The organism is Amycolatopsis bartoniae (genome assembly GCF_014191255.1).
Classification (GTDB): domain Bacteria; phylum Actinomycetota; class Actinomycetes; order Mycobacteriales; family Pseudonocardiaceae; genus Amycolatopsis_E; species Amycolatopsis_E bartoniae.
Genome location: NZ_JACHWH010000020.1, coordinates 1 through 23,967, shown reverse-complemented (window position 1 = coordinate 23,967; position 23,967 = coordinate 1). Strand labels below are relative to the sequence as shown.

Annotated in this window: 22 protein-coding genes and 1 tRNA gene; 4 read left to right on the top strand and 19 right to left on the bottom strand. The window is 67.6% G+C overall.

What is annotated here, in order from left to right:
- The 17 genes from cuyB to FHX82_RS35990 all read right to left on the bottom strand — a co-directional run bounded on the left by cuyB (position 1) and on the right by FHX82_RS35990 (position 17,566).
- Positions 1-753, bottom strand: a complete 753-nt coding sequence (cuyB, locus tag FHX82_RS36070) for a cysteate racemase (protein ID WP_145932804.1) — start codon at positions 751-753, stop codon at positions 1-3.
- A complete protein-coding gene (locus FHX82_RS36065) occupies positions 753-2,045 on the bottom strand; it encodes an MFS transporter (RefSeq protein ID WP_145932803.1) in 1,293 nt (430 codons plus the stop codon). The genes cuyB and FHX82_RS36065 overlap by 1 nt, the downstream gene beginning before the upstream one ends.
- Entirely contained in the window at positions 2,042-3,421 is a 1,380-nt protein-coding gene (locus FHX82_RS36060; protein ID WP_221216977.1) for an ATP-grasp domain-containing protein, read from the bottom strand. The genes FHX82_RS36065 and FHX82_RS36060 overlap by 4 nt, the downstream gene beginning before the upstream one ends.
- 48 nt (positions 3,422-3,469) lie before the next feature.
- A complete protein-coding gene (locus FHX82_RS36055) occupies positions 3,470-4,828 on the bottom strand; it encodes an aspartate aminotransferase family protein (protein ID WP_145932802.1) in 1,359 nt (452 codons plus the stop codon).
- Positions 4,829-4,840: 12 nt separating this feature from the next.
- Complete coding sequence (locus FHX82_RS36050; RefSeq protein ID WP_183177062.1) at positions 4,841-5,278, bottom strand: cupin domain-containing protein; 438 nt, start codon at positions 5,276-5,278, stop codon at positions 4,841-4,843.
- Positions 5,279-5,298: 20 nt separating this feature from the next.
- The gene (locus tag FHX82_RS36045; protein ID WP_183177061.1) at positions 5,299-5,739 is read right to left on the bottom strand and encodes a discoidin domain-containing protein; all 441 of its coding nucleotides are present in this window, start codon (positions 5,737-5,739) and stop codon (positions 5,299-5,301) included.
- A 45-nt stretch (positions 5,740-5,784) separates the two neighbouring features.
- Entirely contained in the window at positions 5,785-6,462 is a 678-nt protein-coding gene (locus tag FHX82_RS36040) for an HAD family hydrolase (protein WP_183177060.1), read from the bottom strand.
- Positions 6,459-6,983 (bottom strand): serine O-acetyltransferase EpsC, encoded by a 525-nt coding sequence (epsC, locus tag FHX82_RS36035; RefSeq protein ID WP_145932798.1) that lies wholly within the window; start codon positions 6,981-6,983, stop codon positions 6,459-6,461. Before epsC ends, FHX82_RS36040 begins: the two co-directional genes overlap by 4 nt.
- 169 nt (positions 6,984-7,152) lie before the next feature.
- The gene (locus tag FHX82_RS36030; RefSeq protein WP_183177059.1) at positions 7,153-7,665 is read right to left on the bottom strand and encodes an allene oxide cyclase barrel-like domain-containing protein; all 513 of its coding nucleotides are present in this window, start codon (positions 7,663-7,665) and stop codon (positions 7,153-7,155) included.
- A gap of 31 nt (positions 7,666-7,696) precedes the next feature.
- Positions 7,697-8,719, bottom strand: a complete 1,023-nt coding sequence (locus tag FHX82_RS36025; protein WP_221216976.1) for a PLP-dependent cysteine synthase family protein — start codon at positions 8,717-8,719, stop codon at positions 7,697-7,699.
- Positions 8,716-11,610 (bottom strand): type I polyketide synthase, encoded by a 2,895-nt coding sequence (locus FHX82_RS36020; RefSeq protein WP_183177058.1) that lies wholly within the window; start codon positions 11,608-11,610, stop codon positions 8,716-8,718. Before FHX82_RS36020 ends, FHX82_RS36025 begins: the two co-directional genes overlap by 4 nt.
- A 95-nt stretch (positions 11,611-11,705) precedes the next feature.
- Complete coding sequence (locus tag FHX82_RS36015) at positions 11,706-12,896, bottom strand: NAD(P)/FAD-dependent oxidoreductase (RefSeq protein ID WP_145932795.1); 1,191 nt, start codon at positions 12,894-12,896, stop codon at positions 11,706-11,708.
- A 6-nt stretch (positions 12,897-12,902) separates the two neighbouring features.
- A complete protein-coding gene (locus FHX82_RS36010; RefSeq protein ID WP_145932794.1) occupies positions 12,903-13,646 on the bottom strand; it encodes a thioesterase II family protein in 744 nt (247 codons plus the stop codon).
- The gene (locus tag FHX82_RS36005) at positions 13,643-15,304 is read right to left on the bottom strand and encodes a (2,3-dihydroxybenzoyl)adenylate synthase (RefSeq protein ID WP_145932793.1); all 1,662 of its coding nucleotides are present in this window, start codon (positions 15,302-15,304) and stop codon (positions 13,643-13,645) included. The genes FHX82_RS36010 and FHX82_RS36005 overlap by 4 nt, the downstream gene beginning before the upstream one ends.
- Entirely contained in the window at positions 15,301-15,546 is a 246-nt protein-coding gene (locus FHX82_RS36000) for a phosphopantetheine-binding protein (RefSeq protein WP_145932792.1), read from the bottom strand. The genes FHX82_RS36005 and FHX82_RS36000 overlap by 4 nt, the downstream gene beginning before the upstream one ends.
- A gap of 75 nt (positions 15,547-15,621) precedes the next feature.
- Positions 15,622-16,881 (bottom strand): DegT/DnrJ/EryC1/StrS family aminotransferase, encoded by a 1,260-nt coding sequence (locus FHX82_RS35995; protein WP_229881013.1) that lies wholly within the window; start codon positions 16,879-16,881, stop codon positions 15,622-15,624.
- Between the two features lie 163 nt (positions 16,882-17,044).
- Positions 17,045-17,566 carry a CGNR zinc finger domain-containing protein gene (locus FHX82_RS35990; protein ID WP_229881010.1) on the bottom strand — a complete coding sequence of 174 codons (522 nt, stop codon included), beginning with the start codon at positions 17,564-17,566 and terminating at the stop codon, positions 17,045-17,047.
- A gap of 25 nt (positions 17,567-17,591) precedes the next feature.
- Between FHX82_RS35990 and FHX82_RS35985 the strand changes: the two genes are divergently transcribed.
- The 4 genes from FHX82_RS35985 to FHX82_RS35970 all read left to right on the top strand — a co-directional run bounded on the left by FHX82_RS35985 (position 17,592) and on the right by FHX82_RS35970 (position 22,523).
- Entirely contained in the window at positions 17,592-18,995 is a 1,404-nt protein-coding gene (locus FHX82_RS35985; RefSeq protein WP_145932790.1) for an MFS transporter, read from the top strand.
- 270 nt (positions 18,996-19,265) lie between these two features.
- Positions 19,266-20,603, top strand: coding sequence for an NsdA family TPR-like regulatory protein (locus FHX82_RS35980; RefSeq protein WP_506265853.1), 1,338 nt, complete (start codon positions 19,266-19,268; stop codon positions 20,601-20,603).
- A 265-nt stretch (positions 20,604-20,868) separates the two neighbouring features.
- Entirely contained in the window at positions 20,869-21,108 is a 240-nt protein-coding gene (locus FHX82_RS35975; RefSeq protein WP_145932788.1) for a hypothetical protein, read from the top strand.
- A 203-nt stretch (positions 21,109-21,311) separates the two neighbouring features.
- Positions 21,312-22,523: a site-specific integrase gene (locus FHX82_RS35970; protein WP_229881007.1), complete on the top strand. Its 1,212-nt coding sequence runs from the start codon at positions 21,312-21,314 to the stop codon at positions 22,521-22,523.
- A gap of 320 nt (positions 22,524-22,843) precedes the next feature.
- On the opposite strand, the gene FHX82_RS35965 is transcribed toward FHX82_RS35970, so the two are convergent.
- Positions 22,844-22,917, bottom strand: a tRNA-Pro gene (locus FHX82_RS35965).
- Positions 22,918-22,988: 71 nt separating this feature from the next.
- Positions 22,989-23,828: an LLM class F420-dependent oxidoreductase gene (locus tag FHX82_RS35960; RefSeq protein ID WP_183177057.1), complete on the bottom strand. Its 840-nt coding sequence runs from the start codon at positions 23,826-23,828 to the stop codon at positions 22,989-22,991.
- Positions 23,829-23,967 lie beyond the last annotated feature (139 nt).

Genomic DNA, 23,967 nt, shown 5'->3' with positions numbered 1-23,967 from the left:
TCACGATGGATTGTTGGCGCGGCGGTCCGCAAGGGCATCGGTCGTCCACTCCCGCGCGGCACGGACGGTGGCGCGGGCGAGTACCCACGTGGGATCGATGACGGGGAGACCCGCTGCGGTACTGATGAGGACCAGGGGGAACTCCGTGCAGCCTGCGATCAACGCCTCCGCTCCCCTGGCCACCAGTGCTCGCGCAGCCTGTGTCAACGCCTGCCGTGGTGCCTCTCCGGTGTCGCCGCCTTTGATGAGCCGGATGGCCGCCGAAACGTGTGCGCGTTGGGAAGGCTCCTCCGGCACGAGCACCGTCAACCCGGCACGTTCCAGCGGTCCGTGGTAGAGCCCGGCCTGCACGACCCCGGCCGAAGCCAGCACACCCACGGTGGCGATGTGGGGAAGTTCCCGGGTGACGTAGCGGGAGGTTTCTTCGATCATGTCCATGATCCGCGCCCTGGCGGTGTTCCTCACCTCGGGAAGGAAAGCGTGTGCGGTGTTGCAGGGAACCGCGATGACGTCGGCACCGAGGGCTTCGAGCCGATGCGCGCCGCGGATCAGCCAGGGCGTCGGGTCGGCGCCGCGCGCGGTGAGCGCCGTCGTCCGGTCGGGCACGGACGGATCCGCCCACACGACGACGGGAAGGTGGTCCTGATCGCGGGCTGCCGGGGTGCTGTGAATGATCTTCCGGTAGAGGTCGGCGGTCGCAAGGGGTCCCATTCCACCGAGAATTCCGATGATCGCAGTTGTCGGTGTGAGCATCAGGCGTCCTCACCGGTCTCGGGGACGGTGCCGGCCGGCGGAACCCAGGGCCGCCTGGCCAGCAGGACGAGCGTGGCGGCGATCGCGAGGATCCCGATGCCGAGCCAATAGGCGCTCTCGAGGCCGCGAACGCTGAGAATGACGAAGAGTGAACCACCGACGAGCGAACCGAACGCCTCACCCACGGTGTACGAGATCTGCCTGAAGTTGAGCGCTTCCAACCGGGAATCTGCCGGTAGCGCAGCGAAGGCTGTGCTCATCATGGGAGTGAAAACCATCTCGGCCGCGGAGAAGAGGACGATGGTCAGCACACATGCCGCCGGTGTCGGAATTCCGGACCCCAGTGGAATCACGGCCAGGCCGAAGACGACCGTGGCCGTGCCCAGCAGCACGACGGGCGGTACGCCGCGAAGCTGGAGCCGGGCGATCCCCGCGGTGGCCGTCGACTGCAGCACCACGATGGCGATGGCAGGACCGGACAGCAGCACGGCCCTGAAAACAGGAACCGCGACGTTCCCTGCGACGAACAATGCGAAAGCGGAGTAGAACTGCGCGTAGACGAAGGTGGCCAACATGCCGACGACGACGGTTCGCCAGGCGGCAGGGCTGCGCAGTACTTCCACAACCGCAGCGCGGGAGATCGGCCATCCACTAGCCGGCGGCGCTGGTCTCCTCCGGGAGACGGGCAACACCTTCGGCAGCCTCGTGAGCATCACGACTGCGCCAAGGATGTAGCAGACTGCGACCACCGTCAGCAGCGGGCGCGCGTCGGGCGACACGTAAGCGGCGCTGGCGATGAAGGGACCGAGCGCTCCTGCCGCGTTCAACGCGACGTTCATCGTCGAGTACGCCTTGTTGCGCTCGACGTCACCCGCGATGTTCTCGGCGATGAGCACCCGGCCGAGCACTTGGTGCACGCTCACGCCGAGCCCCGCCACCAGCAACACCGCCAGCAACGCGCCCGGGTCATGAAGGTAGCCCAGGGTGAAGAAACCGGCTGCTGCCAGCACCGAGCTGAGGCAGATCGCCGCGACGTACCCGAGTCTCGCGACCCACCGATTCACCACGAGGCTGCCGAGACCGACAGTGGCGAAGTAGACGAACAGGCCACCGCCCACTGCGGTGGCTTCCGAAGACGATCCCTGTGCCGCTATCAACACGCCGAGCACAGGCACCAGGGAGTACTGCCCCAGATTGCTCAGCAGGTTGTCGACGGCCAGCAAGGGCGTGATCGAGGCCGGGCTCTCCATGGACTCGCCGTTGTCCGTGACCGGTTTCGGAAGCCACTTCATGCGTCGGCCCCACCGATTCGACCTCCGGACGTCTCCAGGGCGTCGTCCCGGGTGACGACGGTGACCGCGTCCCGGACTCGCATCTCCGCCACGTCGATGTCCGCGTCGAGCGGTGCGTCGAAGACGGCGGTCACCGCCCTGCCGGAGGAGTCGGTGATGGCTCCCAACTGTTCGCCGCGGCGCTTCAGGACGAGTACCTCGTGCAGCCGCAGAGGATCCCTGGCACCCGTGGGCCGGAACTCCGGCCAGATACCGGTGGTGTCCGCGAGCCATCGAGGGCGCACCGGCTCCGGCCAGTCGACCCGCACCTCGGCCAGCCGTCCGGGCGTGTGCTCGAAGTAGAGCTGCCGCGCACGGCGTGCCGGGCACCCCGGGTAGGTGGTGGCCCCACCGAGGGCCGCATCGATGAGGGCCGGTTCGACCGGCTGCCCGGTGGCGAGCTCGTACAGCGGAAGACAGGCGTCGCCCGGCGGCCTGGCCGCTATCTCCATCAGCACGACACGGCCGTCATCGGTGAGACGATATTCGGCGTGGGCCATGCCGGTGCCGAACCGGAGGCGCTTGACCACGGAGCCGTGGGTCCGTTCGATCCGCCGCTTCTCCCCCGGGTCCAGGTTGGTCGGCGGCGTGGTGTGCGCCACTTCCACGAAGTAGTTCGTCGAGCGCTCGTTGGTACCTTTCTGAGTGATCATCGTGGTGAGGAGCTCTCCGTCGACCACGATGGTGTCGACGTTGTACTCGCGCCCGCTCACCCGCTCCTCCACCAGGATTTCCGATCGGGGACCGAGACCGGCGAGCAGAGCGAACAGTTCCTCCTCGTCGCGGGCGACCCGAACGCCCATGCTCGATTCGAGTGTGAGGGGCTTGACGACGGTGGGAAAGCGGTCGGTGAACCTTGCCGGCACTTCTCGGTACCGGTCCCGTCCGATCTCGTCCGTGCCCGCACCGCCCCGCTGGACCAGCACCGACAACGGGCTCCAGTGCTCCAGGTACCGCCGCTGCAGTGCCTTGTTGCGGCAGACGACCGAAGCACGGGGGCCGACCCCGGGCAACGCCAGCAGGTCACACACCAAGGCGGCCGGTTCCACGAACACTTCCGCTACCGCCAGCGCCCCGACGACGCGGTAGCGTTCGGCCCACTGCGCCGCACGATCGGCTATTCCTGCCGAATCACCACCGTCGGTCAGGAGGACATCGGCCACTGCACCCAGGGGATGACCCGGTTTTCCGAGCATCTCCCGTGCTCGCCGCGCCAACGACGTTCCACCGCGGCCGCTGACCAGCAGCACGGCCAGGCCGCGGCGGTCGAGGTCGGCCAGGTACGGTCCGATCTTGTGGAGGTCACCGAACAGGATGAAAGCCGGCCGCCTACCCACTCCAGACACCACGATCACGTCTCCTTCACCTCGTGGAACCTCCTACGATCAGCGGTGCTGCACGGCATCGGCAGCCACGCCGAACCGCGCCAGCCCCTCGCCCAGGTCCGCCTCGGTCGTGGTGAGCGGAGGCATGATCTTCACCATCGTCCCGTCCAGTCCGGCCGGCGCGCACAGCAGCAGACCGCGTTGCGCGCACTCGGCCACCAGCAGTCGCGCCTGTTCACGGCCGAACGTCCCGTCCGGGCTCCTGAACGCGACACCGGCGACCATGCCGTGAGCGCCGACGACCTCCCGGCCTGGGGAACGCGCGGCCCACTGCGCGAGCCCTTCCGCGAGTTGCGCCCCGCGGCAAGCGGCGGCCTCCACGAGCCGACCGTCGGCGAACAGGGCCAGATTGGCCTCAACCGCTGCCAACGAAACAGGATTGCCACCGTGGGTGTTGGTCAGCTCCCCCGGACGCAGGTGCTCGGTACAGGCTGTGTCGGCGACGAGCACTGCCGAGACGGGAAGCGAGCCGGAAATGCCCTTGCCGCAGAGCAGCAGGTCCGGGCGCACCCCGGTCCGTTCGTAGGCGAACAGGGACCCCGTGCGCCCGAAGCCGGACTGAACCTCGTCGAACACGAGCAGGGCATCGTGCCGGTCGCACCACTCGCGCAGGTTTCTCGCCGCTGTGGGCTCCATCTTCCGGAGCGACGACCCCTGGTACAGCTCCGCCAGTACACACGCGACGTCCTCCGCCGAGACGCCGGCCTGCTCCAACGCGTGGTCCAGAACTCCGGAGTCCCACCGGCTGCCCTCGACAGGGTAAGGAACCCGGAGGAAGGCCTCGTCGCAGTCGGGCAGCCAGTAGCGCTGTGCCGGTAACCCGCCGGCGAGCTGCGCGCCCAGCGTACGACCGTGGAACGCGCCGTCGAAGGTGACCACCACCGCTCTGTCACGACCGTGCGCCGACGCACGGCTCCGGGAGATCTTGATCGCGGCCTCGACGGCCTCCGCCCCGGTGGTGAAGAGCACGCTCTGCGGAAAGCCGGTGAGCTCCGCGAGTGAGCGCACGACGCGGGCTCGCACGGCGGTGGGAAACATGTACGCGTGCAACAATCCCTGCCGCGCCTGTGAAATCACCGCGTTCACCACGCTGTCGGGACTGTGTCCGGCGTTGGCGGTCAGGATCCCGCTCGTCCAGTCCAGCCACGACCGGCCCCTGCGGTCGAACACGCGGTTCCCACTCGCGCGGTGCCAGACCACCGGCAACTGGGTGTGCACGGCCGCTGGTTCGTGCTGCCGCAACGTCCGGATCACCCATGTGTCGTCGTCGTCCACTCCGCGGTTCGGCAGCCCGGCCTGACCGCTGTCCTGCGCGCCGCGCTGTTCCACCTGCCGCTGAGGCCTGCTCCCTGCGTGCATCACAGCCGCCTTTCACTGCGGTCGGGTGGTCCAGATCGTCGCGCTGGGGTCGGGGGCCGTCGCGGCTACAGCCACCAATGGTCCGGGGCCGGTGTTGACGAGTCCGTAGAACGTCCCGGCGGGGACGAGCCCAACGATGCCCGATCCCACCGAATGCCGGGTGGCTTCTCCGAGCGGCGCCTGGGGCGGTGGGGTGACACCTCGCTCAGGAGCGGGCATGTAGCAGACGTCCGGGTTCGGTTCCTCGGTGTCGAAGACGAACAACTCGCCATCTCCCCGGAGCACCACGATCATCCCGTCGGCCTTGGGATGCATGTGCGCGACGATCTGCTGGCCCTGCCTCAACCGCCAGGCGGACACCTGCAGGCGTTCTGTGCTCCACAGGCCGAGCTTGCGCGGCTGCGGGTCCGAGATCGGCTCGGACGGTACGGTGATGATCCGGGCATCCATCGTAACTCCACCTTCCATGACTACTGCTCGAGCAACTGCAGTTGCATGAACTGCAGGACGTATGTGCCGTTGGGACGCTGGATCCTGTTCGGTGCCTCCAGGCGCAGACGCCGCGTGGGAACGGGTTCCAGGTCGTGCTCCCACCAACCTCCCGCCGGAGCCTGAATGTCCTCTTCACTCAGCACCGTCCGCGGCGGCTGCCCATCCGGGAAGGCGACCACGCACAAGATCGGCGGGAAGCCGGTGCTCACCTTGGGCGCGGGACGACGCTGGATCCGGATGCGCACCGGGGTGCACACGGAACCGAGGTCGATGTCCAGGTATTCGGTGAACGGCTCAGTACGGCTCGGCGGACACCAGCCGGTGTCCGGCCTGCCGTCGAACAGAGCTTGCTCGTTCCAGAAGTCGTAACGGTGACAGCCCGATGAATCGGTGACAAAGCAGTTCTCGATCAGGTGCAACGTGGATGATGGCATCGAAACCTCACTTCCTGGAGACGGGGACCGCTAGGCGGCCAGGGAGTCGAGCAGGTGGCCGACCCCGGTGAGATCAGCCGCGACGAGGTCGGCGTCGGCACGCGCCGACCCCGAATGTGGCAGATCCCGGTCGACGAGGATCGTCGTGAACCCGGCGGCACGTGCTCCCCACAGCTCCTGGTCCCCGCCGTCACCGACGTATCCGCACAGTGCCGCGGGCAAGCCGAGTCCGTCGAGAGCGCACCGGTAGATGCGAGGATCCGGTTTCAGGTACCCGACCCGATAGGAGAAGACCGTGACGTCGAAGTATTCGCGCAGGCCGAGGTGGTCGAATATGCCCTCGGAATGATCGGACGCGTTCGTCACGAGAGCCAGCGAGTACCCCTCCTCACACAGGTGCCCGAGCAGCGCTCCCGCCTGCGGATCGACGTGGATGCTGTCGATGAAACCGGGCATGCAACGGTCCACCACGGACTCGACGGTGCGCCGTTCACAATGGACCCCTGCGTCACGCGCGGATAACAGCACCCGTTCGACCATGCCGGAAATGACGCCCGCCATCGTCTCGCGGTGCCTACGCCGGTAGACAGGCATCCACCGGTCGAGTTCCAGACCGAGTGCTTGTGCAACTTCGGTGTAGAACGGGTTGTTCCCGTTCTCGTGCACCAGGGTCGAGTACAGATCGAAACAAACGCCCTTGAGTGTCAACGAACATCCTCCTGCCGGACCGCCGGGGCGGCGACCACCTTGTCGCCCGGGGCGACGTCCGTGACGACCAGTGAAGTCGCGCAGATCAGGACGTCGTCCCCGATCGTCACCGGGCCGAGCACCTGCGCACCGGCGCCGAAGACGCAACGGTCGCCGACACGGGGATGCCGGCGCGCGCCCGGTGGCCGCTCGACGTCACGCCACCACCCGACAGCACCGAGCGTGACCTGCTGGTAGATCGTGACGTCGTCCCCGATGACCGCGGTTTCGCCGATGACGACACCGGTGCCGTGATCGATGAAGAACCTGCGACCGACGGTGGCTCCCGGATGCAGCTCCACACCCGTGAGGACACGGGCCAGGTTCGTCAACGCACGCGCGATCACTCGGTGGTGGGCCCGGTGCAACCGGTGGGCGGCCCGGTGAAGCCAGACCGCCGGCAGCGTCGAGTGGAAGAGAGCTTCCACCGCCGAGTGGATCGACGGGTCCCTGGCCATGATCGTCTCCAGATCCTCGCGCATCCTTTGCACGGGACCGATGGTGCCCTCGCCGAACACTCGCTCCGTTCGCTCTCTCGATCCGTCCCTGGTGTCGTCGGTGGTCGCCGCTTTCACGGCACCGGCACCGGGAGCGCTCCGGCCACGGGTACCGGCGTCGGCGTGTGTCTCGTCCGCTCGAAGCATGATGCCTTCACCCTCGCGCCGGTGCCGAGCACAGCACGATGTTGGCGGTGAAGAGCTCACGGGCCCGGACCTGCCGGATCTGCCGTACTCCGACCATGCCGAGGAGGTCGCCGCCGATCCCCACGGCGTGCAGTGACTGCCACGCACCGGACCAGACCGCGGTCGAATCCATCCAACCCGAAGTACGGATCGTGCCGGCATCCAGTGTGATTTCCTCCTGGTAGTAGGAGATCACGTGTCCGTCCGGACGCCGGTAGACCTTCCATCCGTTTCCGACGATGGTCCCGATTTCCCGGCCGGACGGGTCGGTCAGCAGGTCGTTGTGCGAGTTGTGGTCACCGACAGTCGGACCATGGGCATCGGCCGCCCGGAACTCGATGTGCGCTTCCTCGGCCAGGTCGGTGAAGGCAGCACAAGTGTCCGCAGTGGGCGCGCTCATCGTGCCGGTCAGGTCGTGCACCAGCGGGATGCAGGTTCGGCACAACGTGCGTACAGCGGGTAGGGGTTCGGTCGATTGCATGGCTCGCCCTCCTCGGGTGTGGGGTCGGATGTCAACGACGGGCCTCGGCAGCAGACCAGTCGGCGCGGCTGCCGGCATCTGCGAACAACGTCACGACGGTTTGCTCGGGCCGCATGGTCGATGCCACTTCCTTCGCCGCCAGCCAGTTGGCCGCGGAGGAGGCACCTATACGCACCCCGGTCGAGTCGAGGAACTCCCGCATCGCGGCGAGACTGTTCTCGTAACTCACGGCCAGCACGGGCAGATCGGGTAGTTCCGTGGCGACGAAAGGCTGACGGTGACCGAATCCGAGCCCTCCCGCGCCGGGGAACTTCGCGGCGCCGTTGGGTGGCAGCTCGGTGCCGTACGGCAGTTCCGCCGGCGTCACCCCCACGACGCGCAGATCCTTGAATCGGGTGCGGAGCGCCCGGCTGACACCGGTGATGGTGCCGCCGCTGCCGATCGCGGCGACCCAGCAATCCGCTGTTCTCGGGCCGAGCTGGCCGATGATCTCCTGCCCGGTGACGAACTCGTGCATGGCCACGTTCGCCGCGTTGCGGTGCTGGGATAGCAGCGTCCACCCCGGCTCCGCGGCGTGGATCGCTTCGCTCGTCTCGATGATGCCGAGCAGGAAGCGCTCCGCGTCGGCCAGGTCGACGATCGCACCGAGTTCGGCCAGTTCGTCCACCAGCGCCCGGGGTACCGACTCCGGTACGACGAGCCGCACCGGCACCGCCATGAGCCTGCCCAGATGGGCCAGTGCCCTGGCCATGTTCCCTCCGGATGCGTCGAGCAGGCGGAGCGGGCTGACGCCGTCCCAACCGTTGACGGCAGCGCAGATGAGGGCATACGCGGTGCGATCCTTCACCGATCCGAACGGGTTGTGGAACTCGTACTTCGCGTAGATCGCGGCGCCATCCGGCGGTCCCGGCACGCGCACGAGGGGTGTTCTGCCGAGATTGGCGCGAAACTGGCGTAGCCCGGGAAACTTCTCCAGCGTCAGCGTTTCCCGGACCATGGAGGTGAGGAACGGAGGCGCGGTCAGGTCAATGGTGAGCTGCTGGTTCGAAATCACGAATGGTCCTTTCCGTCGAGGACTGCCCTAGAGGTGTCCGTTCCGTCGACGCGTGCTGCGCTGTCCGCGAGCTTTGCGGGGGTCGGTCGCGTCATCACGTCGTGCAGTGAGAAGGGGATGCCGGTCACCTCGGTGAGCCGTGCGCTCACCCTGGCGGCCAGGAGCGAGTGCCCGCCGAGTTCGAAGAAGTCGTCGTGCGCACCGATCGGGCTGTACTGGAGGATGTCCTCCCACACCGAGACGATCTGCTTCTGCAACTCGGTTTCGGGGTCGGAGTACGACGAAGCCATTCCGGCGGGCCGTTGTGCGACCTGTTCGGCCGCGGGTATCGCTTCGCCCGGAGCCACGCGTGCCGGGCGGGGACGGGCTCGGTGCTCGGGGTCCGGGCTGATCCAGTGTCGCTGCCTGGCGAAGGCATACCCAGGAAGATCGATCAGGTTTCCCCCCGCGCCCGGCAGTTCCCCAAGTTCGACCGGGCACCCGCACTCCCACAGCTTGCCGACCGCGGCGACGAGAACCCGGACGCCCCGGCCGACGGCGTCGGGACCCGCCATGGTGCGCACCGTGGGCGTTCCGGTGCCGTAGGTCGCGCGCGCGAACGTGCTCAGGACAGCACCGGGGCCGACCTCGACGAACAAGGTGTCCGCCCCGACTGGGGCAGCCCTCCGAAGTGCGGCGGCGAAGTGCACCGGCCGTACCACTTGACGAGCCCAGTACAGCGGATCGCGCGGATCGTTGGTTGCCGGTCCACCGGCGGTCGCCGTCACGAAGGGCACCGTCGGAGCGGTCAGTTCCAATCCGGCCACGACCTCCGCCAACGGCTCGACCACCGGTTCCATCATGGCTGAGTGGAAGGCGTGTGAGGTGTGCAGCTCCCTGCACGGCACGCGCTCACGGGCGAGCCGCTCGCGAAAACTGCCGACGCGCTCAGCCGGTCCCGCCACCACGCACAACCGGGCAGCGTTGACCGCCGCGAGCTGAACCCCACGCGGCAGCAACCGGGTGACTTCACTCTCCTCGGCTTCGACCGCCAGCATCACACCGGGAGGCTGAGCGGCCATCAGCGCGCCCCGCTTCGCGACGAGACGGAGTGCGTCCGGAAGCGAGAGCACGCCGGCGACGCAAGCTGCTGTGATTTCCCCGAGACTGTGACCGACCACGACAGACGGTGTGGCACCCCAGGCCCGGAGCTGCTCGGCCAGTGCGAATTCCGCGACGAAAAGCGCAGGCTGCGCGAGATGGGTGTCGCGCAGCCTGCCGGCGTCGAAGGTCTCGTCCAGCAGCGCCCTTCGCACGTCGGTACCGAGTTGCGGGCCGAGCTGCGCGACGCAGTCGTCGACACGCCGCGCGTAGCTTGGCAGCGCCTCGTAGAGCCGCGCGCACATCCCCGGGTACTGGGTCCCTTGGCCGGGAAACGTCCAAACCGTCTCCGGCGTGCCCTGGCGCACGCTCTGGCCGCCGGTGCGCAACGCCGACAACTCCTCCGGCTCCGATCCGGCTGACAGCACCACGGCGCGGCGGAAACGCAGCGCTGCCCGACCTTCCCGCAGCGTCCTCGAAGCGTCCGCCAAATGGGGTGCGCCGGCTTGTTCGAGCGCGTCGGCGAGGGCATTCCCGTATTCGTCGACGGCCTGCCGAGTTTTCCCCGAGATCACCAGCAGTTGCGGTCCGGGCGATCTCGGCGCGGGGGTGACCTCGGGTGCCTCTTCCAGCACCACGTGCGCGTTGGTCCCACCGATCCCGAAAGCGCTGACCCCGATCCTCCGGGGCGAGTCCCCGGACAGCCAGTCAGTTTGTTCCGTTGCCACGACGAACGGTGTCCGGCCGAAGTCGATCGCCGGATTGGCCTCGCTGTAGTGCAGCGTCGGCACCAGAGTCCGGAGCCGCAGCTGCAGCACGGCCTTGATGAACCCGGCGATCCCCGCGGCCGATTCGAGGTGGCCGATGTTCGACTTGATCGAGCCCACCGTGCAGAAGCCCACACGCGTCGTGTCGAACGCCCTGGTGAGCGCGGCGATTTCGATCGGGTCGCCCACCGGTGTCGCCGTCCCGTGTGCCTCGACCGCGGTGATCGTCGCCGCAGGCACATCCGCAGCCCTGATGGCCGCGCGGACCACGGCCTCCTGGCCCGCGACGCTCGGAGCGGTGAAACCGACCTTGCCGGCGCCGTCGTTGTTGACAGCACTTCCCTTCACCACAGCCAGAATCCGGTTGCCGTCGGCGAGTGCGTCGGAAAGCCTCTTCAACACGACCGCCCCGACGCCGCTCCCGAACACCGTGCCGGAGGCCCGCGCGTCGAAGGGGCGGCAATGCCCGTCGGCGGAGAAGATCATGCCCTGTTCGTGGAGGTAGCCGACGCGGTGCGGCACGCGGACGCAGACCCCGCCCGCGACAGCGATGTCACACGTTCCCGATGCCAGCGCCGCAGCAGCTTCGTGCACTGCGACGAGCGAGCTCGAACAGGCTGTTTGCACGCTGATCGCGGGCCCGGTGAAGCCGAGGCGGTGCGCCACCCTCGTGGCGAGATAGTCCTTGTCGTTGTGGATCTGCAACTCGAAGAACTCGGAATCGAGGATGGCGCGTCTGCCGCACAGGAGGTTGGACATCAGGTAACCGGGCACTCCGGCCCCGGCGAACACCCCGCCGCGACTTGTCGTGCCTGGAGGCACACAGGCGTTTTCCATGGCGTGCCAGGCACATTCGAGGAAGAGCCGGTGCTGCGGGTCGAGCAGCGCGGCCTCACGCGCCCCAAACCCGAAGAAGCGGGCGTCGAACAGGTCGTAGTCGTCGAGCACCGCGGCGGCGGGAACGTACTGTGGCCGGCCGAAGACGGACTCGTCGAGTCCTTCGTCGAGCAACTCCTCCACCTCGAGCCGCTGGATCGACTCCACGCCCCACACAGGTTCGCCCAGAGCCTCCCGGTGTCCGGTGCTCCCGGAAAACGGCCCGCCAGGCCCAGAACCGCGATATCCATGTCGTCCTCCTGTCAGCCCCTGGACGGCACGAGGTCTGTCAGCGCGTGCCTGCCGATCTCGTGCTCGGTGCTTCCCCGGAGGGCCAAGTCGGCACAGATCCGGCCGAACAGCGGAACCAGCTTGAACGCCCACCCGCCCGCTGCCACGACGACGTTGCTTCCCCCGTCGACCAACCCTTCGGCCGTACCGAGGTAGAACTGCCGATCCGGGTCGCCGGGAAGCACGGCGAGACACGTACTGGTGGAAACGGGGTCCGGAGCGACCCACGGCATGTGCGTACGCGCCCAGCCGAGCACGCGGTCCACGTGTGCCTGCTGCGGCCGCCCGGTCGCGTCGTCGGCGTGTTCGAGGGCACCCACCTCGAAATCGGGTCCCAGGCGCACGAGGTCGTCACCAGCCCAGGGGTTGGGCGGGAATCCGTAGAAGAGATTGGTGTCCGTATCGCTGGGCTGTTGGAAGGCGAACCAGAACGGGCGCTGGACCCCGTCATCACGCTGCCGCAGGGTCACCAGCGCCATCTCGTAGACGTTGAGGTCGAGCCCGTCCACGCCCCACCGCTGGATCAGGTCGTTGGTGTGGGCGTTGCCCGCGATGACGACCTTGTCGGCGCGGTAGACGGCGCGATCGCTGCGGACGTGGGCACCGTTCGCGTCCGGATCAACGGCGACGACCCTCTCGTCACTGTGCATCGTCACGCCGTTCCGGCTCGCCAGGGTTGCCAGCGCCGCGAGCGTGCCCCGTACGTCGATCGCCCCGCCATCCGGTTGGAGGAACCCTTCGAAGTGCCGGGGAAGATCGGTGAAGCCCCAGCGTCGCCCGATGTCCCTGGCACTGAGCCACTCGTAGCAGACCTCCATCTCGTCCATCGCCTTGGCGGTGTCCGCGATGTGCCCCTCGTTGGTGGGTACCGAGATGTCTCCGAACCACAGGCTGCCGAGGCGGTGGATGAGCTTGCGGCCGGCGAGTTGCTCGAGCTCACGCCACAGTGGAGCCGCACTCAGCGTGAGCCTGAAGATGTCCGTCTGGGTGTACTGCACACGCCAGTGCCGTTCGTTGCCGCTGGAGCCACACCGGTCGTTGAGGAAACCGAAACGGTCGATCACCAGAACCCGTGCTCCGCCGACTGCGGATCGCCAAGCGGCCGACAACCCGATCGGCCCACCACCCACGACGATGACGTCATAGTGCGACTGAACGCTCATGATCCTCTACACTCCTTGCATTTCGGCTACGAGCCGTACGATCGCGGACACCGTCCGCTGGTGGTCGCGCAGGTAGAAGTGACCGCCGGGAAACGAATGGTGGCTGAACCCGGCGCCTGCCACGTCTTTCCAGGCCTGCAAGTGGTCTGGCGCGAGCGCGGGGTCGTCGTCTCCGCCGAACGCCGCCAGCGGCACCGGCAGGGCCACGCGGGGGGACCGGTAGGTTTCGATCGCCGCGAAGTCGGCCCGCACGAGTCCCGCGACGAAGGCGGTGAGTTCGGGACTGCGGCGCAGTTCCTCGATCTCGCCCGACAGCCGCTCGACCTCATCGAGCACGCCTTCGTCGTCACGGAATCGGATGCCGTGGTCCGGCAGTTCTCCCGGCGAGAACTGACTGGACACGACCAGAAGTTCGGGCAGCGGACCGGTTGCCGCCGTCAGCTGCCGCACGAGTTCGTAACCCACCAGCGCTCCCATGGAGTGACCGAAGATCACGAACGGCCTGCTGAGAGAAGGCAGCAGCGCCGCGCCCACGGCCGCGGCCAACTCCTCGAGATCGGTGAGCGGAGCCTCGTCCATCCGGTCTTCCCTGCCCGGGTACTGGACCGCCACGAGTTCGACCGAAGCGGGCAGATACGCGCGCCACGGCCGGAACGCGGACGCGGCACCTCCGGCATGAGGCAGGCAGACCAGCTGGTAATCGGTGTCCGCGCTGCCCGGCATGCGTCTGATCCAGCGTTCCGCGGTCATCTCGACTCCGCTTCCAGCCGCGCCGCTATGTCCGCGCGCAAGGAGGCCCTGTCCACCTTGCCCACACCGGTCAGCGGCAACTCCGCGACGAGCTCCAGACGTTCGGGAAGCTTGTACTTCGCGATGCCCTGCTGGTCGAGGAACGTCCGCACCGCGCGGAGGTCGAGGTCCCCGTCTGCCGCCGCCCCCGGCACGGCGTAGAGGCACCCCACCTCCCCGAGAACCTGGTGTGGCATGGCGACGCACGCTGCCGCGGCGATCCCGGAATGACGCAGGATCACGTCTTCGAGTTCCTCCGCCGAAATCTTCTCGCCGCCACGGTTGATCGTGTCGCGCACCCTGCCGAGAACCTCGATGTTGCCCCGGGCGTCCACCCGGACCAGATCACCGGTGCGGTAGAAGCCGTCCTCGGTGAAGGCTTCGATGGTCGCGCCGGGTGCCCGGTAGTAACCGGCCACTGTGTACGGACCCCGGGTGAGCAGCTCACCGATCTGCCCCGGTGCCACAGCTTCGCCGTGGAGGTCGACGACGCGCACTTCGTCGTGCGGCGACAATGGGCGCCCCTGCGTTCGGTGGACCACTTCGTCGGTGTCGTCCAGACCGGTGTAGCACAGCAGGCCCTCGCTCATGCCGTAGCACTGTTGGACCCGCGCGCCGAGCCGCGTCTCCAGCTTCGCTGCGACGTCCGGTGCGAGCCGGGCTCCCCCGACCAGCAGAACGGACAGGCTCGAAAGGTCGCGGGTCGTCTTCTCGGCTTCGGCACACCACCGCAGCGCAACAGAGGGCACCAGCGTGGTGTGGGTGACGCGCTCCCGCTCGACCAGCTCGAAGGCCACGGCCGGGGAATCGGGCGTGGACAGCACGACTCTCCCACCGACCGACAGAGTTCCCAGCAGCCCGGGACAGTTCATCACGAATCCGTGCTCGGCGGGCATCACGACGAGGTTGACGGCGTGCTCGTCCATCCGGTTGACGCGCAGAGCGGACCGGATCATGTATTCGTACCCCTCGTGACACCTGGGGATGGCCTTGGGTAGTCCCGTCGTTCCGCTGGAGAGCAGGAACACGGCCGGATCGCTGGGTTCGACGGCGCGCGTCCACGGGTGAACCGGCCCGGCGCCCGCAGCGGCCAGAACGGTGAGGTCCTGCTCACCCACACCCGGTTCCACCCCGCGGACCAGGAGGTGACGCAGCTGGGGATGACGGTCGCGGAGGCGGCGTGCGGTGGCGACCGCTTCTTTCCGGCGCCCGTGTCCGTCCACCGCGAAGGCCACCGGCTCGGTCACCGAAAACACGTGGTCGAGCTCGTGTTCGCGAAATGCCGGAATGATCAGAACGGGCACGGCACCCAGCTCGAGCGCGGCGAGCACGAGCACCACGTATTCGGCGCAGTTGCCGAGCGCGACCGCGATCCGGTCACCGGCACTCAACCCGAGGCCGGCGAGACGATCCCGAGTCGCCGCGACGGCAGAGCCGAGTTCGCGGTAACTCATCCGCCGATCCCCGTCGACCACCGCGGTCCTGCCGGGAGTCGCGGTGTAATACGTTCGAATGCGTTCGTGCACCAGTTCGCCGTTCCAGAGTCCGTCCTGCCGATAGCGTCGGGCCCGATCCTCGGCGATGGCCGGTATCCCGGTCGCCTGCTGCGTGGCTGTCACAGCGCCGGCTCCGGACGCTGTGACAGCAGAGCTTCCAGTTCACCGAGCGTGTAGTCCTGCTGGTCCCACAGGTCGACCGCGACTCCGGTGCGCTTGCGCAGCTCCAACTGCAGGTCGGTCGTCTCCACCGAGCTCAGGCCCAGGTCCTCACGCAGCGTGGTGGCGGGGCCGGAGCCGGCGAGTGCGTCCTCGTCGAGTCCGACCTCGGCCAACAGGGCCAGAACGGCGGTCAGCGATGACATCACGAATCCACTCCTCGATCAGACGGAACAACTCCGCCCTTGACGCGGTTGTCGGAAGGTGGCCGGGTTTCGGGGTCAGGGCCGGGCGGCGGCACCGACCGGTGCCACGGTTCCGGGGGTGCCGCTCAGCTCGGCGAGGGTCGAGTCGAGGGTGTCGACCAGGTAGTCCACCTGGTGCACGTCCAGGCCCGGATGGCAGGGCAGGTTCACGTGCGAGGTGAACCAGGACTCCTCCGCGACCGGGCATTCGCCTGGCCGGTGCCCGCGGTGTCGCCACTCAGGCAGCAGGTGCTGGGGGAAGTACCGCAACTGGATTTCGACACCGTTGCGGTCCAGCCCGAGGACGAGTTCGTCCCGCAGCCGCCGGTCCTGTACGAAGCAGGTGTACAGGTGGTAAGCATGCACACTGTCCCGCGGCGGGCGTTGCGGGGACACGAACGGATAGCGCGCCACGACCTCGTTCAGCCGTGCGGCCACGGTGCGCCGCAGCGCCCCAAGCCCCTGCAACCGGGACAGCTGCACCACCCCCACCGCGGCTGCCGGCTCCGACAACGTCGCGTTCGTGCCCGCTGCCCTGATGCCGCGCACGATGTCCCGGTAGACGGTGCGGGAGTACTTCATCCACGGCAGCAGCACCGGTTCTTCGGCGAGGGGAAGCTCGGCCGTCGTGATGTGCCCGTCGAAATCGTTGCCCCTCAAGCGGTGCAGGCGCCGTACCCATTCGTCGTCGGAGCAAGTGATCATGCCGCCTTCGCCGAGAGTGGTGATGTTCTTGGAGTTCTGGAAGCTGAAGCACGCGATGTCCGCGAGGCTCCCGGGTACGCCATCCCGGTAGACCGCACCGAGCGCGTGCGCGCAGTCTTCGAGAACGAGGATTCCGTGCCTGCGGGCGATACCCATGATCGCGGCCATGTCGGCGGGACAACCGCCGTAGTGCACCAGCAGCAATGCCTTGGTGCGAGGGGTGATCAGCGCCTCGAAGGCCTCCGGGGACACGTTGAGCGACTCTGCCTCGACGTCGCAGAAGCGCACCACCACGTCGTGGTCGAGCAGCGGTTGCACGGTCGCCTGGTACGTCTGCGGAGTGGCGATCACCTCGTCGCCGGGCTCGAGGTCGAGCAACGTGATGGCCAACTGAAGGGCGACGGTTCCGCTCGTGACGCTCACCGCGTGCCGGGCACCGACCATTGCGGCGAACTCGGACTCGAACCTCTCTCGCCACGAGCCCATCGACAGGGGCGCGCCACTGCCGACAAGCTCGGTCAGCGCCCTGATCTCCGCTTGCGCGAGAATGCTCCCTCTGGTCGGGAACGGGACCACGTAACTCTTGTTCACTGCCGTACCTCTCGGATTGCGCTCGTCAACAGCCACCGCCATTCATGTAAGCGGCCGGGAGTGCGCTCGCGACAGGCAAAAGCCGGGTCAGTTCCGTCAGGATGGTTAGCGGGGAATTGTCAGAATCGCTGTTTCGGTTGGGGAATCACCCCCAGTGCGGCCCTCAGGACCGCTGGCGCGCGCGGTGCCTGCGCACGGCGTCCCGGTTGGCGCACGCGCGGGTGCAGTACCGCTGCCGTCCTCCCCTGGTCAGGTCGGCGAACGCCCGGCGGCAGTCGGTGCGCGCGCACCGGCCCAGCCGGTGCATGCCGTGCTCGGTGAGGTGCTGCGCCGCGGCGACGACGGTGACGGCCCTGATCGTCCTGGCGAGCGGAACGTCGTCGTCGCGGTAGTGCAGGTGCCAGCCGGACCCGTCGTGGTTGGTGATCCTCGGATACGCAGCCACGTCCGCGAGCAATCCGTTCAGCAACTCCACGCGCCGCTCCTCACCGGGTGCGTCGACCACGGCGGCCCACTGGCCGAGGAACGCCCGCACGTCCGCCAGGTCGTCCTCGGTGGCCGAAGCCCCGAACCCCAGACCCGCACCGTTCCACCGGTCGGCCAGGTCGCGGGGATCAACCGGAGGATCGTTGGTCAGGCCCATCACGAAATCCAGGGCCTCCACGATGTAATGGTTCTCACGCACAAGGCGATTACAGCACAGTGGGTGCATGCACCACATCGCCCCACCCGGACCAAAGGCGCGATCTCAGGTTTCCTGGCATCCCCTGGTCGCCGCCTGTCTCGGCACGTTCCTGCTGCTCCTCCACACCACGATCGTCACGGTCGCACTGCCGGCGATCGCCACCGACCTGCACGCGGGTTTCAGCGCCCAGCAGTGGGTGGTCGACGTGTTCACCGTCGCGCTGGCAGGACTGCTGCTGGGCCTGGGCTCGCTCAGCGACAACCTCGGGCGCAGACGCGTCTACCTGAGCGGACTCGCCGGGTTCGGCGTCGCCACGCTCGCCTGCGGCCTCGCGGTCTCGGCCACCATGCTGATCGTGGCCCGGGCAGTGCAGGGAATCGCAGGCGCAGCCATGTTCGCGACCATCCTGCCCCTGGTCGGACTGACCTACGAGGGACAGCGCCGCGCCCGGGCGTTCGCCGTCTGGGGAACCGTGTCCGGCATCGCCAGCGCCGCGGGCACGTTCTCCGGCGGCATCATCGCCCAGTTCCTCGGCTGGCGGTGGATCTTCTTCCTCTCACTGCCGCTGTGCGGCGCGGCCATCGTGCTCAGCACCCGCCACCTCGAGGAAAGCCCCCGCACCGGAGGCAGCACCAATCCCTGGGCCGTGCTGTCCTTCTCACTGGCCGCGGCCGGGCTCACCGCCGCCGTCATCACGGGCGGCGACCAGGGCTGGTCCACACCCGCCACCGTCACCGGACTCACCGTCGCAGCACTGTCGGCCACCGCGTTCGTCGCGACCCAGCGCTGGAGCACCACACCCATGCTGCCGCCGGCCCTGTTCGCCACCCGGAGATTCACCGGAGTGCTCGTGATCGCGTTCGGGTACTACTTCGCCGCGTTCGGCTGGCTGCCCGTCGGCTCCCTGTGGCTACAGGAGACCACCGGCCTCGGTCCCGCTCTCACCTCGGTCGCGCTGGCACTCCAGGTCGTCGTCTTCTTCCTGACCTCGGCAGTACTCAGCGGACGGTTCCACACCCTGGCCCCGTCCGGCGTCCTCGGCGGGTTCACCGTCCTCATCGGGGCCGGCTGCCTCACCGCGCTCCTGAGCACACTGGCACCCAGCTGGCTCGCCCTCGTGCCCGCCTTCGTCCTCACCGGCATCGGAGCCGGAATCGTCTCCCCGGTCTTCCCCGCGGTCGCGATCGCCGCCGTACCGGAAGCCTTCGGCGGCACCGCCGGCGCCGCCGCCAACAGCGCCCGCCAACTCGGCCTGGCACTCGGCGTCGCCCTGGCCGGCACCATCTTCACAGCCGGGCAGGGCGACACCCACGACACCACGAACGGCCTCACCGCGGTCATGACCGCCTGCGGCGCGACCGCACTCGTCACCGGCGCACTGGGCGCCTGGCTACTTCGCAAGCCACGCCTGCCGAGCGGTACCGAATAGCCGCCCCAGAATTGCACGCCACGCCCGCGCCGCTGATGCGGCAGCGCTTCTTTTCGATGCCATTAGCGCTCATGCTTCGGCTTCGCTTTCCGGCACCGAGCCCGCCGAATCCCGAATGCGGTTGTGATCTTCCTCGCCCACACCTAGAGTAGGAATAGTCGAGACGGCCTCACGTCTGAGTCCCAACACATTGCACACACGAGCAAAACGCGATGTGAGGATGACGAGGCCCGAGGGTGGTGTATCGAGGATTACAGTGGGGGTTTCGTAGTGGTGCACGACGAAGCGACTGCGCGATGGGTGTCCGCCTGCCCAGGAACGACAGGGAGGGCTGGGCTGGCCGATTGCCTCCGGGCGCTGAACTGGACACCGGAACGGCTGGCCAGGGAGATAAACCGGGTGCGGGGCGCAGGAACGATCAGCGCCAAAGCCCCCTACCATTGGCTCAAGGGGGCGGTGCCCCGGGGGAAGCTACGGCAAACAGTGGCGACCATCCTGTCCGAACAACTTCATCGTAGTATCTCCGTTCAGGACCTATGGCCGGAAAAGCAATTCACGACACCGCCCCGGGCCGCAAATCCCCTCGTCGGGCTCGCATCTTCCGAGGACGTCATGGAAGCAGCGGTGACCTGGCTGCTGAACTGCCCCGTACAGCAGCCGGAAAGCACTCCAGAGGCTTCCCGGACCGAACTCGTGTCCATCTTGCGCTCGCGGGTGAGCCAGCTGCGTGACTTCGACGACGGAGTGGGCGGAAAGATGACTCTCGATTGGATTCTCAGCGACCTGAGCTGGGCTCGCTCACTTACTGACGGCAGATGCGTCGGCGAGACCGTGCTGCGGGAACTCAACGCGTGCGTCTCCGATCTCGCCCGCATGGCGGGATGGTTGATGCTCGACCAGGGGAAGCACGATCAGAGCAAAGCCCTCTTGCTGTTGTCGTTGCGCAAGGCCGCGGTCACGGGCAGACCCACGATGGCGGCGCACATCGTGTCCTGTCTCAGTTATGTGTACTTGTGGGAGGGGGACGGAACGCAGGCCCTCCGACTGGCGCAGGTAGCCCGGCGTGGCGTGGAAGGACTCCCGCAGGGTCGAATCCATGCCGTACTGGCGAGCAGACAGGCGAGGGCTCACGCCTTGCTCGGCGAGCTCTCCCACGCCCGTAGGTGCATCGAAGAGGCCTTTCGCGCACTGGAGGAGGACGCTGACGACGCGCCGTGGGGCGACTGGATCACGTGGGCGGTCATCCAGGGGGATGCCGGCCGGTCCTGGCTCGACGCGGGAGAACCCTCCGCTGCCGAACGCGATCTTCGCTCCGCTGTCGACATGATGTCGGACAAGGGTAAGCGCAGCCAATTGCTGCACCTCACGTCCATCGCGGAAGCTCACCTCGACCAGCGAGAAGTTGACGGCGCGGTCGACACGATATCCCGGGCTCTGGAACTGAACCAACACTTGCGGTCGGCTCGCGCCGATCAGCGGCTTCGCCAGTTGCGGCGGCGCTTCTCGACCAGTAGTGCCAGGAGCCTGCGAGAGATCTTTTCCCGCATGGACGATCAGTTCCCGTCGACCGATCCTGCAGGAATGGCCTCGAAAATCGCTGCGGGTTGAACCCCGGAGATCCGTGACCACACGACGGACACGAGTTCGGCTATGACCTCGGTCCGGCGAACACGAACACCACCGTGCTGGTATCCAAAGCGCCTGAACATGGCGACCTGACGGCGTGATCGCTACCATCCGGGCGAGCCGGGCCTGATCCGCCACGGCGATGCCGGTTCGCGATACACATCCGTTGCGTTTACTGATCTCCGTGTAGCGCAGGCCTGTCCACCGTCGGCGTCCTGCCCACGCGCGCAACGACACGAAGACAACGGTGATCGTGCACGTCGGCAGCACCCTGGCCATAGCCGAATCGTCAACCCGCCGCTGGCGGCTGTACCGGATGACGCCATTGAGCACACCCTTGTCGATCGTCGCCTCCGACGAAGGTCTTCCACCCATCCGCACCAGCTACCCACTGGCGCCGGAACCAGCCGAGGTTCAGGCAATGGCACAACACCTCGACGTCGACCTGCGGATGCTCACCGCAGCCCTTCACGCACACGGGCGTTAGCGGTTCGCACACCTCGGCTGTTCCGTGCAATCGGCAACCGGGTCCGTGCCGCTTGAAGCCGCACCGTCTTGTGACCGGTGGTCTGACGGCCTTGGACACCGTTCGCACCAACCGTCGAGTCTTAACCCGGCTACGCGCGCACCATGTCGACCAGCGGCGCCTGTCCTGGCGTACGCACCAGCACTCGAACGGAGACAACCCTCATGGCCACACATACCCGCGGCCGCGTCTACCGCCGCTGCGCCTGCCGCGACAACCACGGCCGACAGCTCGGCACCCGCTGCCCCCGGCTGACCGCCAACGGCAAACACGGCCGCTGGGCCTTCGCTGTCGACCTGCCCTCACTCACCGGTCACCGCCGCACCATGCGCCGCAGCGGGTTCGCCACCCGCGCCGACGCCCGAGCCGCGCTCGAGCACGTCCTGGCCTGCGAACATGCCGGCATCACCCTCGACGACCGCCAGACCGTCGCCGAATACCTCAGCCACTGGCTCACCGGTAAAGCGCTCACCCTGAAACCCACCACCATGGCCCGCTACACCGACTACGTCACCAAAGACCTCGTCCCAGCCCTGGGCGCCATCCGCCTGGAACAACTCCACCACGAACACCTCGCACAGTTCGTCAAGAACCAACTTGACGCCGGTCGTGGCCCCATCACCCTGCGCCGCTGCATCACGACACTGTCCAGCGCCCTCAACGACGCCGTCCGACAGCGCCGCTTGCCCCACAACCCAGCCCGCTACATCCACATCCCCCGCCCCGCCAAGACGGAACGAACCTGCTGGACACCGCGGCAAGCAGCGGCCTTCCTGCGCCATTGCGCCACCGTCGACGACCCACTCGGACCTCTCTACGAACTGATTCTCTGCACCGGCCTACGCAAGGGCGAAGCGCTCGCACTGCACTGGTCCGATGTTCACCTCAGCGACCGCGTCCTGTTCGTCCGCTACACGCTCTCCAACATCAACAACACCACACCGGTCTTCACCGCACCCAAGACGAGAACCAGCTACGCCTGGGTCGGACTTTCCCCTCGCACGATCGCCGCGCTCCAACGCCAAGCTCAACACCGCGCCACCCTCAAGAACGCCTCCGGCGCTCGGTTCCACGACGAAGACCTCGTATTCACGCGCTCCCAGGGTCAGCCGCTGCGGCCCGAATACGTCCTGCGGCACTTCCACCGCCTCACCGACGACGCCGGCCTGCCCCGCATCCGGGTACACGACCTCCGGCACTTCGCCGCCACCACGATGTTGTCCGCACAAATCCCGCTGGCCATGGCTTCCAAAACAATGCGTCACTCCACAATTTCCACCACCACCGAAATCTATGCCCACCTACTCCGCAACGTCGCCTACGATGCCGTCAACGCCATCGACGTCGCCCTCACCAACGCGGAAAACACCATCTGAACAAAGAACTCCAACTGGGAACCGCCCCACGCCAAAACGTAACCAACACCCCATCGCGAACCGCCATCAAGGACGACAACCCCGCCGACCGCGACCACAGGGCGACCACCCACGACAACAGCCCAGCTCACGAGGACGGCACTTGACGCCTCGACACCAGACACGACGGGTGACATCGCAGGCCAGACCCACAGCCACGAACCGAACCCACACCACTCGGTGAACCGACCCAGGCCGAGGCGCGACCACCTTGCGACCACCAAGCCACAAAACACAACCAGCGGGCTCGCTCCGAAGAGCAAACCCGCTGGTCACAACCGTCGGGACGACAGGATTTGAACCTGCGACCCCTTGACCCCCAGTCAAGTGCGCTACCAAACTGCGCCACGTCCCGGCTGTCATCGCCCCCGTGAGGGCGACGACAGACAGCTTAAGGGGTCCCGTGACGGGCGGTTCAGCCGGGGGTCACGCGAGCGGCTCGAGGGCCTTCGCGAGGGGTTCCAGCACCTGCGGGGTGTGCGGCGGCGGCAGGTACACGATGGCCAGGTCCAGGCCCTGCTCGCCGAGTGCCTCGATCTCCGCCACGACACTGCTGAAGTCGCCGTCCTCCCCGAGGCGCACGTGGCTCGACAGCATGATCTCCTTCGGGTCGCGGCCGACGTCCTCGCAGTGCCTGTGCAGCACGTCACGCTTGCGGGCGAACTCCTCGGGCGTCCCGCCGACGAAGTTCCAGTGCTGGGCGAAGCGCGCGGTGGTGCGCAGGGTGCGCTTCTCCCCACTCCCGCCGATGCAGATCGGCGGGTGCGGCTGCTGCACGGGCTTCGGCTCGCAGCGGGCGTCCTTCAGCTGGTAGTACTGCCCCTCGAAGGTCGTCGTCTCGTTGGTCAGCAGGCCGACCAGCACCTCGCACGCCTCTTCGAACCGGTCGCTGCGCTCCTTGACCGGGCCGAGCCGCATGCCGTAGGCGCCCGACTCCTCCTCGTTCCAGCCGGCGCCGATGCCGATCTCGAGCCTGCCGCCGGAGACGATGTCGAGCGTCGCAGCCATGTTGGCCAGCAGCGCGGGGTGCCGGTAGTGGATGCCGCTGACCAGCGTGCCCAGCCGGAGCCGCTTCGTGGCCTGTGCCAGCGCCGTCAGCGTCACCCAGCCTTCGAGGCACGGGCCCGTCGGGTCGGAGAAAATCGGATAGAAGTGGTCGAACGTCCAGCCCGACTCGAAGATCTCGATCTCGTCTGCCGCCTGCCACACCGCGAGCATGTCGGCCCACGTCGTGTTCTGCGGGGACGTCTTGAAAGCGAACCTCATGGGCGCGATCGTAGGCCGTAGCCGCCCCGGCACACATCGTGAAGTTACTCCAGGTGCCCGGCCGGGTGGAGCAGGTCCGCCAGCCCGATCCGCCGCAGGAACTCCGCTCGCACGCGGTCCGCCACCGCGTTGACCACCG

What these genes read in the sequence shown, in the direction of transcription:
- FHX82_RS36010 (WP_145932794.1), bottom strand. Translation starts at nt 13,646, where the DNA reads ATGACCGCGGAACGCTGGATCAGACGCATGCCGGGCAGCGCGGACACC.
- FHX82_RS36065 (WP_145932803.1), bottom strand. Translation starts at nt 2,045, where the DNA reads ATGAAGTGGCTTCCGAAACCGGTCACGGACAACGGCGAGTCCATGGAG.
- FHX82_RS36015 (WP_145932795.1), bottom strand. Translation starts at nt 12,896, where the DNA reads ATGAGCGTTCAGTCGCACTATGACGTCATCGTCGTGGGTGGTGGGCCG.
- epsC (WP_145932798.1), bottom strand. Translation starts at nt 6,983, where the DNA reads ATGCGCGAGGATCTGGAGACGATCATGGCCAGGGACCCGTCGATCCAC.
- FHX82_RS36055 (WP_145932802.1), bottom strand. Translation starts at nt 4,828, where the DNA reads ATGCACGCAGGGAGCAGGCCTCAGCGGCAGGTGGAACAGCGCGGCGCG.
- FHX82_RS35970 (WP_229881007.1), top strand. Translation starts at nt 21,312, where the DNA reads ATGGCCACACATACCCGCGGCCGCGTCTACCGCCGCTGCGCCTGCCGC.
- FHX82_RS36050 (WP_183177062.1), bottom strand. Translation starts at nt 5,278, where the DNA reads ATGGATGCCCGGATCATCACCGTACCGTCCGAGCCGATCTCGGACCCG.
- FHX82_RS35985 (WP_145932790.1), top strand. Translation starts at nt 17,592, where the DNA reads ATGCACCACATCGCCCCACCCGGACCAAAGGCGCGATCTCAGGTTTCC.
- FHX82_RS35960 (WP_183177057.1), bottom strand. Translation starts at nt 23,828, where the DNA reads ATGAGGTTCGCTTTCAAGACGTCCCCGCAGAACACGACGTGGGCCGAC.
- cuyB (WP_145932804.1), bottom strand. Translation starts at nt 753, where the DNA reads ATGCTCACACCGACAACTGCGATCATCGGAATTCTCGGTGGAATGGGA.
- FHX82_RS36000 (WP_145932792.1), bottom strand. Translation starts at nt 15,546, where the DNA reads ATGTCATCGCTGACCGCCGTTCTGGCCCTGTTGGCCGAGGTCGGACTC.
- FHX82_RS36030 (WP_183177059.1), bottom strand. Translation starts at nt 7,665, where the DNA reads ATGCAATCGACCGAACCCCTACCCGCTGTACGCACGTTGTGCCGAACC.